Source organism: uncultured Kordia sp. (assembly GCF_947496985.1).
In the GTDB taxonomy this organism is placed as follows: domain Bacteria; phylum Bacteroidota; class Bacteroidia; order Flavobacteriales; family Flavobacteriaceae; genus Kordia.
The window spans coordinates 14,365-28,332 of the sequence record NZ_CANMEZ010000010.1 but is presented as its reverse complement, the minus strand read 5'-3'; the positions used below and the strand labels follow the sequence as shown (position 1 = coordinate 28,332).

The window sequence follows — 13,968 nt, the reverse complement described above, 5'->3', positions numbered from 1 at the left end:
TGATTCACTAATGTTCTGTAAGCAATATTTTTTTTTATCGACTACTGTCACATCTAAAAACTAATAATCAACACTTTATGAAAAAATATATTCCATTTATCATCCGATTAGCTATTGCTATCATTTTGATTCAGACCTTACGATTTAAATTAACAGCACATCCTGATAGCGTTTATATTTTTGAACAAGTAGGTTTGGAACCTATTGGGCGAATTGGAATTGGTATTACGGAATTGATTGCAGGAATTTTGATTGTAATTCCAAGAACGGCTTGGTTAGGCGCTACACTAACACTCGGAATTATTGGTGGTGCTATTATGATGCATTTAACACAGTTAGGTATTGAAGTTCCTTTTGAAGGAAAACCAGATGGTGGCACATTATTTATTACGGCTGTCGTTGTATTTTTATTGAGTGCAATAACGCTTTGGTTACAACGTAAAAACATTCCTATTATGGGTAAAAAGTTTTCGTAATAGAATTGTGAACATATTTATGTTTCTAAGATATGTGAAGCATCATCTGTGTCATCTTCCAGCATAAATTTAAGCGAAAAGAAAAGCATAAAGTTACTGCAAAAAATAGCAATTACTGTAAACATCTTTTCATACATATAAAGCTCATTTATGGTCACTATAATATTCATAATTCCCAAATTTACAGCTGTAATAAGCATCCATAAATTGGATTGGCTTTTATTTCTTAGATAATAATACAATGCAGCTATAATATAAATTAACATCAAAACAGCCATCATTGCAAAGTATGTAAAACCATACTCTAATTCATTATATATTAAACAAATAACTCTATCATAAATATATAAAACAGGAAGAAATATAACCAACAGTCGAAAGTATATTTTGGCTGTTGTTTTCATTTTTAAATTCTTCAAATACATCAATCGCAAGTAGATTAAATAGAATAACGAAACTAAGATGGATACTTCTCGAACAAATTGTCCAAACCCAATAATTAAAAGAATTCCGCTTGAAAGTCCTAAGATCATTGCTAGTGAAAATAAAATACTTATCGGTTTCTTTTTTTCTGATAAATACATCCAATAAATAGCAACAAATGTAAGTGGATATATGTATAACAAATCTATTTTTTCAAACACTAACGCTACCAGCAATGAAATAAAAGCTGTTATAAAAAAGGCTATATGTGCTGGTTGTCTGTAATTCATTTATCAAAACATATGCAATAAATCTGTATCATCTTTTTTATCATGTAACATAAATTTCAATACAAAAAATTGAATACATAGACTACAAAATACAACAATTACGGTAAATATAGTTTCGTACATATACAATTCATTTAAACCTATAATGATATTCATAAAACCCAAATTCATGGCAGCAATGAGCATCCAAAGATTCGACTGATTTTTATCTTCTATATAATAATATAGAGCAGTAATGACATAACTAAGCATGAAAAACATTAAGAATCCAAAATATATTGCAGCTTCCGTAAGCTCTGATGATATTGTTTGAATAACGTTGTAGTATATATACAGAATCGGCAATGAAATTAATCCGACATAAATGTATGTTTTAGCACTACCTTTTTTCTGTAAATTCCGAACATACATTAAGCGTAAATAAAGCACATAAAACAACGAAAACAATACCGAAACAGCTTTTAAATAGTTACGCAATCCTAATATTAAAAGAATTCCTCCTACTAGTCCTATAATTTGTGCTAGGATATAAATAGCACTTGTCGGTTCCTTTTTTTCAGCAAAATAAATAATTAATATGGTCAGCACCGTAAAAGGTTGTGCATAGATTAAAGCAAATTTTTCCATAAACATAGCCACTAATAGTGCGATTGCTCCTGCAACTAAAAAGGCTATATGTGTCGGTTTTTCTAAATTCATTTATACCATATTCAAAAACTCATCTTCTGTTAAAATTGTAATGTTTAATTTTTCTGCCTTTTCACGTTTGCTAGGTCCCATTTTGTCTCCTGCTACCACAAAAGATGTTTTAGAAGATATGGAAGAAGATACTTTTCCTCCATTATTTTCTATGAGTTTTTTAAGTTCATTACGTGATACATTTTCAAATACTCCTGAAACCACAAATGATTTACCAAGTAAGGTTTCGGTAAGCCCTTCCAACTGTTCTGCTGAAAATTCTAATTGTACTCCAAATCGTTTCAAACGCTCAACCATTTGCAAATTAGTCTCTTCTGCAAAAAATTGCGCTACACTTTCGGCGATCTTCACGCCTATTTCGTCGACATTAACTAAATCCTCCGACGAAGCGTTCATTAGTGCATCTATAGATTTGTAATGTTTTGCCAATTTTTTAGCAACAGTTTCACCTACATATCTAATTCCTAACGCGTATAAAACACGCTCAAATGGAATCTTTTTCGAAGCTTCAATTCCATTTACTAAATTTTCAGCACTTTTTTCTGCCATTCGCTCAAGCGGAATTACCTGTTCTTTGGTTAATTCATATAAATCGGCATAGTTAGTAATTAGCCCTTCTTGTACTAATAATGCAACTGTTTCGCCTCCTAAGCCTTCTATATCCATTGCTTTTCGCGAAATATAATGTTGAATTCTACCCACAATTTGTGGTGTACAACCTGTTATATTAGGACAATAATGTTGTGCTTCTCCTTCTTTTCGTTCTAATGGTGTGTTACATTCGGGACACTCAGTTGCGTATATAGTTTCAGTAGAATCTTCTGGACGTGCATCAAAATTTACACCTACAATTTTCGGGATAATTTCTCCTCCTTTTTCTACAAAAACCGTATCACGTTCTCTTATGTCTAATTTAGCAATTTGATCGGCATTATGCAAGGAAGCACGTTTTACTGTTGTTCCAGCCAATAAAACAGGCTCCAAATTAGCAACAGGTGTAATAGCACCTGTACGTCCAACTTGATACGTTATTTCATTTAAAACTGTAGAAACTTGCTCTGCTTTAAATTTGTATGCCATTGCCCAGCGTGGTGCTTTGGACGTATATCCAAGTTCGTCTTGGTATTGTAAATTATTCACTTTAATTACTACACCGTCAATTTCATAGCGCAGTTCATGACGATTGTTTTCCCAATAATTTACAAATTCTAAAATTTCATCTACGTTTTTTGCAACTTTTGCAACCGTCGGAACTTTAAATCCCCAATTTCTAGCTTTATCTAAACTTTCAAATTGTGTTGTAATTGGCAATTTTTCGCCTTTTAAGCTATATAATAAGCATTCTAACGGACGTTTAGCAACTTCGCTACTATCTTGTAGTTTCAAGCTTCCTGAAGCCGTATTTCGAGGATTCATATACGGATCTTCTCCATTGGCAATACGTTCTTCGTTCATTTTATTAAATCCGTCAAGCGGAAGAATGATCTCACCACGAATATCAAACTTTGGTGGAAAGTCACCTTTTAGTTGTAACGGAACCGTTTTTATTGTTTTGATATTATTTGTAACCTCATCACCTTGAAAACCGTCTCCACGTGTCACAGCTTTGATCAATTTTCCATTTTCATAGGTCAAATTCATCGAAGCACCATCATATTTCAATTCACAGGTATACTCTACATTTGAAACACCTAAAATTTTTTCAATACGTTTTTCCCAATCTAACAAATCCTCTTTCGAATACGAATTATCTAACGAATACATGCGATATTCATGTGCAATGGTATTAAAGTTCTTTGTGATTTCGCCACCAACACGCAACGTTGGTGAATTTGGATCATAAAATTCAGGATGCTTCGCTTCTAATGCTTGCAATGCTTTGAGTTTCATATCAAAGTCATAATCAGAAATTGTTGCATTATCTAATACGTAATAATTGTAATTGTGTTCGCGTAATTCATCGCGCAAAGCGTTTAACTTCTCTTGAATATTACTCATGTAGTCTTGTGATATTGTGTATATAACAAATATAACAAACTACAGGTTGACAACCATAATTTTACACTAGATTATCCTGCAACTACTGAACCTTTTCGTTTCGTATATCCGTAAAACATGATATACGCATAACAAACTATTGCTAATATGAATGCAAGCTTGAAACCAACAGCATCAATTAATGCTCCAAACATAAATGGAATTATAGCACCTCCAACAATTGCCATACATAACAATCCGGAAGCTTGTGCTTTTAAATCGCCCAAACCTTCAAGACTTAATGTAAATATTGTTGGGAACATAATTGAGTTGAATAATCCAACTGCTAATATTGACCACATAGAGAGTAATCCTGTAGTTGTAATGGAAATCGTAATCATGCTAATTGCAAGAGTTGCAAAAATACTTAACACTTTGGCTGGCGACATTATTTTCGTCAAATACGCACCTACAAAACGACCAATCATTGCGCCGCCCCAATAGAAGATAATGAACACACCTAATAATGATTTTGGATCTGTTCCATCGAAATTTTTACCAAAAACATCTGCAATTGTATTGGCTATACTCATCATGGTTTCGTTTTGAGCAACGACTGCACCTAAATTCATATCGTCAAAGTAGTTTACCAAGAAGCTTCCAATAGAAACTTCAGCACCAACATAGACAAAAATCCCTAATGCGCCCATGAGCATTACTTTGTTTTTTAGCAATGTAAAATAACCGCCTTCAGGGCTTTTCTCAATAATTACAGGTAATTTTATAAAGAAAAAAGACAACGCTAACAATCCTATGAATCCTGCAATTAACAAGAATGGAGTTTGCACAGTTGCAGCTTCAACCATGTAATAATTGCTTTTTTCAGCAACACTTAACGCTTCTATTTGTTCCGATGTTTTTACAGAATCGCTCAATAAGTATAAAGCACCAACAACAGGCGCAATTGTTGTTCCTAAAGAGTTGAATGCTTGTGATAAGTTTAATCGGCTACTTGCACCATCTTCACTTCCTAATAAAGCTACATACGGATTGGCGGCAACTTGCAATACTGTAATTCCAGCAGCAAGCGTAAAATATCCTATTAAAAATACTGAAAATGTTCTGTATTCTGCAGCAGGATAAAATAATAGACAACCAATAGCCATCGTAACTAATCCTAAGATAATTCCTTTTTTATAGCCAATTCGCGTTAAAATTAATCCCGCAGGGACAGAAAAGACAAAAAAGGCAAAGAAAAAGGCAAATTGTACCAAAACTGTTTTGGCATATGTCATTTCAAAAACATCCTTTAATCTTGGCACTAAACTATCTACCAATACGGTGATAAATCCCCAAAGAAAAAATAACGTAGTTAAAAATATAAAAGCACTTTTATACGATTTGTTGGTTGACATGTTGAATTGATGTTAGGTTTTGGTTTATTGTTTGTTGTTTCATCTCGACTGCGATCGATATGACAGATATTGTTTTCTTTTGCACTACTGTTTTACATTAGAGCGTAAGTTGTTTCGCTTTTAAGCTTTATTGTAAAAATCAGCTTTGTGATTTTTGTTTTCGTTATTTTGATACGTGGTATAATTAAACCATTCGTGAATACAATATGCACCTGTTTCACCTTGCTTGTTAACTGCAATATAGCCAACTTGAAAATCTTTGTAGTTTGGACTTTTCTTTATGACACGTTTTACTGCTTCTTCACAGGCTTCTTGTGGCGATTTCCCTTGTCGCATAAGCTCAACGATAAGAAAGCTTCCGACTGTTTTTAATACTTCCTCACCCATTCCTGTTGCCGTTGCACCGCCAATTTCGTTATCAATAAACAATCCTGAACCAATAATTGCCGAATCACCAACACGACCTTGCATTTTGTATGATAATCCACTTGTAGTACATGCGCCAGAAATGTCTCCATTTTTATCAATGGCTAACATTCCTATGGTATCATGATTTTCTACATTGATGATCGGTTTGTATTTTGCTTCTACTTTCCACTTATTCCAAGCTTCTTTCGACTTTTCTGTTAATAGATTTTCTGGTGTAAAACCACTTTCTATAGCAAACTGCTTTGCGCCATTTCCTGCTAAAAGTACATGCGGTGTATCTTCCATAACCTTTCGGGCAACTGAAATTGGATGTTTTATATTTTCAATACAAACGACCGCGCCATAATTACCTTCTTTATTCATTATACACGCATCAAGCGTTACGTTTCCGTCTCTATCGGGCAAACCGCCTTTTCCTACAGATTGATTGTTTTCATCAGCTTCTTCAATCATAACTCCTTGTTCTACGGCATCTAAAGCTGATTTCCCTGCTTGCAATACGTCCCATGCTTTTTTTGTAGCATTTGGCACATTCCAAGTTGCAATTACCATTGGAATAACAGGTTTTGAAGTTGTTACTTCTTTTGCCACAGCTGTTCCTGTAGTTTCTTTATTTTCGTCTGTACATCCAGTAAGTGTAGCTCCAACAGCTACTCCTAAAGTAGTTAATGCTGCATTTTGTATAAATTTTCTTCTTTTCAAACTATAATATTTTTAGATTGATGCATGTATTAAAAAAACTCAAAATCAAGCGTACTGAGCTTTTCGAAATGAGCGGAATCGAAATGTTATTTAATTTCTATTTCATCTACAAATAGCCATGAACGTCCATCATGCTTATATCCTAAATGCCATTCTGGAAGTTCACCTAGTTTTTTAGCAACTATTTTTACATAACGTGCTTTTTTCGTTTTAAAGGCATACCCTAATTTTTCAACTCTTGGCTTTTCAGTAGGTTTCGGTTTTTCTTGTACTAACTTTTGAATACTTGTAAATTTCTTTCCATCAGTAGAAATGAATAATTCAACTTCCGTTGGTAAAAATATCCACGATTTCTGATCTTGTAGAAAGTTAACTGTGACATTGCTAATGCTTTTTTTACTTCCCATATCAACCGTAGCAATCAAATCTTTATCAAAATACCCTTGCCATGTTCCTGTACGGAAATCTTCTGTTCCAAAAATACCGTCAATTAGTGCATTTTGTCCACCAGCATTGTATTGATTGGCGTATTCTGTTCCGAGTTTTATTTTTAAGTTTGGATCAATCTTAAAAAAGTCGGTTGCTATTTTCACACTTTCATTTCCATGACCATCATTTGCATATACTTTTAGCTCACAAGCTTCAGAAATTATAAAAGGCTTTTTGTACAGTTTAAATTCAGAGCCATCAATACTATAAAATATTTCTGCTGGAGTTGTTGGCATACCAAGTGTAATTTCTGTTTCACCTTTAAAAGCAATATCTCCTTTGGCAATAAACGGTGGTGGAACAATTGTATGTTCTGTAATTTCCGTTACCGGAATGTTCTCATCTTGTGTTCCCCAATCGGTTGCTGCGTTTGTCATTTCAAAAACCAAAGTTCCACCATTCATAATATCTTGGTGATTGATGTATGTTTTTGGATGATTTTGTCCGTTCAACATTGCCGATTTGATATATTTATTTTCTTTAGAGATGTTATTCGCGACAACCGTAAACGTCTTCCCATTTTCAAGATTAATCGTTGCTTTGTTAAATAACGGTGTCCCGATAATATATTCATTGGTTCCCGGTGTTACAGAGTAAAATCCTAAACTGCTTAATACATACCAAGCGCTCATCTGTCCACAATCTTCATTTCCAGAAACTCCATCAGGTTCGTTTTTGTATAAAGTGGTTAAGATTTGATGTATATATTCTTGTGTTTTTGCTGGTTTATTGATGAAATTATATAAATATGCCATGTGATGACTTGGCTCGTTTCCATGTGCATATTGACCAATCAATCCAGTAATATCTGCCTGATTGCGTCCCGAAGTCTCTTGGTTTGCTGTAAATAGTTTATCCAATTGCGCTTCTAATTTGTCTTTTCCACCTAACAATTCAATAAAACCTGAAACATCTTGTGGTACATAAAAACTATACTGCCAAGAGTTTGCTTCTGTATAATTAAAGTTTACCTCATACGGATCAAAAGGTGCAAACCATGTGTTTCTAAAACGTCCACGCATGAATTGTGTTTCTGGATCAAACACATTCTTGTAGTACTGTGCACGTTTTGTAAATACTTCATAATCCGAAGTTTTCCCCATGGCTTTTGCCATTTGTGCAATGGTCCAATCGTCATATGCATATTCTAAGGTTTTAGAAACTGATTCAGATTCTTTTTCAACAGGAATATAACCAAGCTTTTTATAATAATCTAAACCTAACTTATCACGCGTAGCACTGTGTTTCATCGCTTCAAAAGCTTTGTTTACATCATAACCGCGGATACCTTTCATGTACGCATCTGAAATGACAGGAACCGCATGATATCCAATCATACAACCTGTATAGTTTGCAGATAAATCCCAAATTGGCATGATTCCGCCAGATTCATATTTCTTTATAAATGTTTTTATGAAATCGTTTGTTCTATCCTGTTCAATAATTGTATACAACGGATGTGCTGCACGATAGGTATCCCACAAAGAAAATACTGTATAATGCGTATGATCGTCTGATTGGTGAATCTCTAAATCCATATCGCGATACCGTCCATCTACATCTTGGTATAAATTTGGCGCAATCATCGTGTGATACAATGCAGTATAGAAATTAGTTTTATAATCTACATTATCACTTTCTATTACAATTTTTTCGAGTTGCGTTTCCCAAGTTTCTTGCGCTAACTGTTTAACTTCTTCAAATGTTTTCGTTCCTATTTCTGTTTCTAAATTTTTTCGGGCACCTTCCACATCAACTGCAGAGATTCCAACTTTAATAATAATTGGTTCGTTATTTGGATTCTTAAATGTTAACGCAGATCGTCTTGCACCTGGCATTCCTTGTTTTGGTGGCGATTGCAGTATATCATTAAAAGGATGTGATGTTTTTATAACATAATACAAACGTTGATTACTTGCCCAAGCTTCCGAAAATCGATAGCCAACGATTTCAGTATCAGAAATCTTTTCAATTTTAGCATCTAGTACTTTATCACGATGTACCAAATCTAACATCACAACTTGATTTTTTGCGGAAGGAAACATATACTTATGCATTCCACTTCGTTTAGAAACGGTTAGTTCTACATCAATATTGGTAGTGTCTAAATGAACTTTGTAATATCCTGCTTCAGCAATTTCATTATCATGAGAAAAATGTGCGCGATAGCCTTTTTCACCATTTGAACCATTATTAAAATTTACTTCATTGGTTGGCATTAGTAGAATATCTCCATAATCAGAAACACCTGTTCCGCTTAAATGCGTATGCGAAAAACCATAGATATATTCATCAGAGTAGTGATAACCTGAGCAACCGTCCCAACCATCCAAACGTGTATCTGGACTCAGTTGCATCATTCCGTATGGCATTGTTGCACCTGGATACGTATGTCCATGTCCTCCAGTTCCAATAAATGGGTCTACATACGCAATTAGGTTTTTATCTTTTTTTGCTATTTGTATTTTTTCATCAGGTGTACAACTAAAAAATAGTGAGATGATTACAAAAAAGGTAAAGTATTGAAGTTTCATTAAATTATAGATTACTAAATTTATGGCATCTAATATACTAAAATGAGAAGCAATATTTTTTTCAAATTCATAATTTTCCTATGTTTATTTGGCTGTTCAAAACCACAACCTGCAGTTAGACCCTATATTATACCGATTCCCAACGAATTTAATATGCAAGAAGGTGTTTTTATATTGGATAAAAATGTCTCGTTTCATTCAGACATACAATTGATAACTACAGGGAATTTCTTTAACAATTATATAGAAGAAACGCTTGGTTTTAAGTTGATCATGCATAGTATCCCAAATAGAAATTCAATTTATTTTCAATATGATGAATCAATTGTGAATGAAGAAGGATATGAATTGATTGTTGATACTTCTCAAATAACTATCAAAGCAAAAACTGAAAAAGGAGCTTTTTATGCATTACAAACTTTTCGTCAATTGCTTCCTGTGAATATTAAAAATGATCAAATCTCCATTAGAAATCTAACTATAAAAGATGCGCCACGTTTTGTATATAGAGGAATGCATTTAGATGTTTCACGACATATGTTTTCTGTGGATTTCATTAAGAAATATATTGATATGATAGCCATGTTAAAGATGAACACATTTCATTGGCATTTGACAGACGATCAAGGTTGGCGAATTGAGATTAAACAATATCCCGAATTACAAAAAGTTGCCGCTTTTCGCGATGAAACATTAATTGGTCACTACAGCGATTCACCTCAACAATTTGATGGTGAAAAATATGGTGGATTCTATACGCAAGAAGAAGTCAAAGAGATTGTAAAATATGCCTCCGAACGTTATGTTACAATAATTCCTGAAATAGAAATGCCTGGCCATTCGCAAGCAGCTATTGCTGCGTATCCAAATTTAGGTTGTACAAATAAAGATACCAAAGTAGCAACAAAATGGGGCGTTTTTGAAGACATTTATTGTCCAAAAGAAGAAACCTTTACTTTTTTAGAAAATGTTTTAGATGAAGTAATACCGCTGTTCCCTGGAAAATACATCCATATTGGTGGTGATGAAGCACCTAAGACTCGTTGGAAAGATTGTAAATACTGCCAAGAACTTATCAAAAAAGAGGATTTAAAAGATGAACATGGATTGCAAAGTTATTTCATTGCTCGCATGGAAAAGTATATTAATAGCAAAGGCAAACACATTATTGGTTGGGACGAAATTCTAGAAGGTGGTTTGGCACCAAACGCTACTGTAATGTCTTGGCGTGGGACAAAAGGTGCTGTAGAAGCTGCAAAATCTGGTCATACAGTTGTGATGACACCAACTTCACATGCGTATTTTGATTATTATCAATCGGATAATGAAGACGAACCGTTAGCTATTGGTGGTTTTTTACCATTAAAGAAAGTATACAACTTTAATCCGATTCCTGAAGAGTTAACTAAAGAGGAAGCTAAATATGTACTTGGTGTACAAGGAAATATCTGGACTGAATATATTTCGACTTCAGAAGAAGTAGAATATATGGCATTTCCTAGAGCAATTGCAATGGCAGAAACTGCTTGGTCTAAAAGTAGACAACGAGATTATCAAGATTTTACCTATCGCCTATCACACTTTCACAAACGTTTGGATGCACTGAATATAAATTATGCAAATCACTTGTATGAAATTGAAGGAGAAGTTACCACACGTAACAATCAATTAGTATTTGATTTGCAAACAATTGTGAGAGATAAAACCATTCGATATACAGTGGATGAATCGTCTCCAAATATGAGTTCTACGGAATATAAAAGCTATCTTCCTATTGAAAATTCAACAATATTAAAAGCTGCTGTATTTGATGATACAAAAAAGCTTGGGCGTGATTTCACTTTAATTTTTAACAAACATAAAGCTGTTGGAACAAAAATTACACTCGATCCAAAACCTCACAAAGCATATCCTGGAAGTGGAAAAATTGGATTGATCAATGGAGTTTCTGGGAATGACACACGTTATGGAGACAAAGAATGGTTAGGCTTTTGGGGAAAAGATGTAACAATTACCATTGAATTTGACAAACCAACGAAAATTAGTTCCGTTTCCACACGATTTTACAATGCAAACGGACAATGGGTTTATGCGCCAAAGGAAATCGGAGTCAGTTATGTGAATACTGAAGATGGTAGAACATTACATAAAATAGCACAAATTCAAAATAATGATGCTACGTTAATTCCTTTCAAATTAGAAATTGAAGAAATAACAACACAACATCTAGAAATCCATATTAAAAACTATGGAATCATTCCTGATGGTTTTCAAGGCGCAGGAAATAAGGCTTGGACATTTTTGGATGAGATTATAGTGAAGTAATCTTATATTGATCAAGAAAAATACACCTTTCAAATACGTAATCTTTATTACATATTAATAGAATTTTATGGTAAATTCAATGAATAAAGTATTAGAAAAAATAAGAATCGTAAAAGATAAAAAAGCATCTTTACTAAACTTATCTGGAATGAATTTAGAGACAATTCCTATTGAGGTTTTTGAACTTGATTTTCTTACAAACTTAAATCTAAGAAATAATAATATTTCAGAAATACCCGATGAAATTTCTAAGCTTAAGAATTTAAAAGTAGCATATTTCGATTCTAATAAAATTGAATTCATTTCAAAAAAATTCTATACACTTAAAGAATTATCAGTTTTAAATTTAGAAAATAATAAGTTAAAAGAATTACCTAATGAAATTGGTAGTTTACAAAAGTTAACAAGGCTATTAGTTTCTAAGAACAATTTGAATACAATTCCAACATCAATTGGAAATTTAAGTAAACTTGAAATTTTAGACCTAAGAGATAATACACTTCAGAAAATACCAAACGAATTAGAAAAAGTAACTAGTTTAACTCGAATTGATTTATCGAAAAATGAATTATCAAATTTCGAAATCAGTTGCAATCAACTTAACCAACTTGAATGGCTAAATCTTAAATCTAACAACATATCTAAAGTTACACCTACAATTGGTAAACTAACAAATATCAAACAGATAAACTTGGGTAATAACAAACTTCTAAAAACACCTTCAAACCTTGACCTTCTAAAAAAATTAGAAAGACTAAATCTTTCTGAGAATTCTATTTCTTCCTTAGCGCTTGATATTCATAAAATGAAAAGTTTACATGAAGTAAAAGTGTTCCTTAATTCGAATATCAAAATTAAAGATAGTCTGATAAAAAAATTGATTCAAAGAAAATCTTGGTCAGATAATCAGTTTAAATTCATCATTGATAGTAATCAAGCTAAAAACTTACTAAATTTTAGGAATGATTTCAAATCAGGTAAAATTGGAGTAATAGATTTTGAAGAAAAGAAAATTCCTTTGGGACACTATAAACAAATTGGAACAGATATAATTGAAAAATATGATTTGAAAGCCCCTACAATAGAAAGAATGAAAAAACATTCTAATGAGCATAGGTCAATTTCGATAAAAAGTAAATCAAGATTTTGGTCAAAACTAAAAAATTTGTGGGCATAATCAACAACTACTAATGAACGCAACTATATACAATTAAGACTGTTTTGAAACATATCAACCAAAATATAACATATTTGTGTTAGAAATAGAAAATTAAACTTCAAAACAATCTTTCTATTAACTTCTATAATTTTTACGAAAAATCTCATTGCACACATATAAACTTTATTTTACATTTACAAGAAATAACGGAAAGTTGTTATAAAATTAGTTTCTGTTATTCTTTAAAATTAGCATAAAAACAGGAATTCCTGTTATACATACGTTACCTGCAAGCTGAACAAATGAATAGAAACTAAAGAGCGAAATGATTTCAACTAAAGACCTTACTTTACTACCAGATAGAAAAAAACTGGAAAACATATGCAAGTCCATTTCGGTTATGGATGCCATTCTTTCCCAAGAATGGCAGTTTCGATACTATTCGTTTAATTCGAAATGGGACGTCAATGAACGTTGTTTACAAATGCGAGATGGTTCTGGGGATGAAATGCACATATTGTTTCGAGAGGAAGGTTGTGCAATTAATGGTTTTGCTCACGAGTTTGGTCAATCCAACAAAGATAGGTTGACCTTAAACTTACCCGCTGTTTTTTCTGAATTTATGACTGGAGAACCAGTAAAATCAATAGGAACGACATTTTGTTTATGGTCTACTGAGCTAAAAAATTGGCAGACTGGAGAAATTGAAAATCATGAAAACAACTCGCAAGAGATGTTAAGTATCTTTGACGGACAACCTAAAAGTTATATCGATTGGGCAACTGAATATTTTGAAGAGAGTTATAAGGAAAGTGGCATCCCGTTAGACATAGTTACGCAAATCTATGATGGACAAACTTTAACTAAACCCATGGTTTTATCAATCGTTGATGAACTTGAAGATTGGGAACAACTTGAAAGGGATTTGATTGAAATTGACTATCCGTATGACTTTAAAAGTGATAATGGGAGAAATGAGAAAAAGAGTAAATGGAAATTTTGGAAATAAAAAGCAAGCAGGTAACACAATGTAAAAATGCATTAAAACGC

Annotated in this window: 10 protein-coding genes; 4 read left to right on the top strand and 6 right to left on the bottom strand. The window is 33.0% G+C overall.

Annotated elements, in window-relative coordinates:
• The first annotated feature begins 77 nt into the window (after positions 1-77).
• Positions 78-476 (top strand): DoxX family membrane protein, encoded by a 399-nt coding sequence (locus tag Q0828_RS20045; protein ID WP_298425580.1) that lies wholly within the window; start codon positions 78-80, stop codon positions 474-476.
• Positions 477-493: 17 nt separating this feature from the next.
• Here Q0828_RS20045 and Q0828_RS20040 read toward each other — a convergent pair whose 3' ends face one another.
• From Q0828_RS20040 to Q0828_RS20015, 6 genes are all read right to left on the bottom strand, one after another.
• Positions 494-1,189, bottom strand: a complete 696-nt coding sequence (locus Q0828_RS20040) for a hypothetical protein (protein WP_298425577.1) — start codon at positions 1,187-1,189, stop codon at positions 494-496.
• 3 nt (positions 1,190-1,192) lie between these two features.
• On the bottom strand, positions 1,193-1,888 hold the full coding sequence (locus tag Q0828_RS20035) for a hypothetical protein (protein WP_298425574.1): 696 nt from the start codon (positions 1,886-1,888) through the stop codon (positions 1,193-1,195).
• Positions 1,889-3,886, bottom strand: a complete 1,998-nt coding sequence (gene ligA, locus Q0828_RS20030; protein WP_298425571.1) for an NAD-dependent DNA ligase LigA — start codon at positions 3,884-3,886, stop codon at positions 1,889-1,891.
• 71 nt (positions 3,887-3,957) lie between these two features.
• Positions 3,958-5,280 carry a sugar MFS transporter gene (locus tag Q0828_RS20025; RefSeq protein WP_298425568.1) on the bottom strand — a complete coding sequence of 441 codons (1,323 nt, stop codon included), beginning with the start codon at positions 5,278-5,280 and terminating at the stop codon, positions 3,958-3,960.
• Between the two features lie 120 nt (positions 5,281-5,400).
• Positions 5,401-6,411, bottom strand: a complete 1,011-nt coding sequence (locus tag Q0828_RS20020; RefSeq protein ID WP_298425566.1) for a N(4)-(beta-N-acetylglucosaminyl)-L-asparaginase — start codon at positions 6,409-6,411, stop codon at positions 5,401-5,403.
• A gap of 86 nt (positions 6,412-6,497) precedes the next feature.
• Positions 6,498-9,434: a GH92 family glycosyl hydrolase gene (locus Q0828_RS20015; protein WP_298425563.1), complete on the bottom strand. Its 2,937-nt coding sequence runs from the start codon at positions 9,432-9,434 to the stop codon at positions 6,498-6,500.
• Positions 9,435-9,476: 42 nt separating this feature from the next.
• Here Q0828_RS20015 and Q0828_RS20010 point away from each other — a divergent pair, with 42 nt between their 5' ends.
• The 3 genes from Q0828_RS20010 (at position 9,477) to Q0828_RS20000 (ending at position 13,927) form a co-directional block, all read left to right on the top strand.
• Positions 9,477-11,759: a family 20 glycosylhydrolase gene (locus Q0828_RS20010; RefSeq protein WP_298425560.1), complete on the top strand. Its 2,283-nt coding sequence runs from the start codon at positions 9,477-9,479 to the stop codon at positions 11,757-11,759.
• A 79-nt stretch (positions 11,760-11,838) separates the two neighbouring features.
• Positions 11,839-12,936 carry a hypothetical protein gene (locus Q0828_RS20005; protein ID WP_298425557.1) on the top strand — a complete coding sequence of 366 codons (1,098 nt, stop codon included), beginning with the start codon at positions 11,839-11,841 and terminating at the stop codon, positions 12,934-12,936.
• 307 nt (positions 12,937-13,243) lie between these two features.
• A complete protein-coding gene (locus Q0828_RS20000; protein ID WP_298425555.1) occupies positions 13,244-13,927 on the top strand; it encodes a hypothetical protein in 684 nt (227 codons plus the stop codon).
• Positions 13,928-13,968: the final 41 nt, after the last annotated feature.

Coding starts and splice junctions, on each gene's coding strand:
- Q0828_RS20045 (WP_298425580.1), top strand. CDS start 78: ATGAAAAAATATATTCCATTTATCATCCGATTAGCTATTGCTATCATT.
- Q0828_RS20040 (WP_298425577.1), bottom strand. CDS start 1,189: ATGAATTACAGACAACCAGCACATATAGCCTTTTTTATAACAGCTTTT.
- Q0828_RS20035 (WP_298425574.1), bottom strand. CDS start 1,888: ATGAATTTAGAAAAACCGACACATATAGCCTTTTTAGTTGCAGGAGCA.
- ligA (WP_298425571.1), bottom strand. CDS start 3,886: ATGAGTAATATTCAAGAGAAGTTAAACGCTTTGCGCGATGAATTACGC.
- Q0828_RS20025 (WP_298425568.1), bottom strand. CDS start 5,280: ATGTCAACCAACAAATCGTATAAAAGTGCTTTTATATTTTTAACTACG.
- Q0828_RS20015 (WP_298425563.1), bottom strand. CDS start 9,434: ATGAAACTTCAATACTTTACCTTTTTTGTAATCATCTCACTATTTTTT.
- Q0828_RS20010 (WP_298425560.1), top strand. CDS start 9,477: ATGAGAAGCAATATTTTTTTCAAATTCATAATTTTCCTATGTTTATTT.
- Q0828_RS20005 (WP_298425557.1), top strand. CDS start 11,839: ATGAATAAAGTATTAGAAAAAATAAGAATCGTAAAAGATAAAAAAGCA.
- Q0828_RS20000 (WP_298425555.1), top strand. CDS start 13,244: ATGATTTCAACTAAAGACCTTACTTTACTACCAGATAGAAAAAAACTG.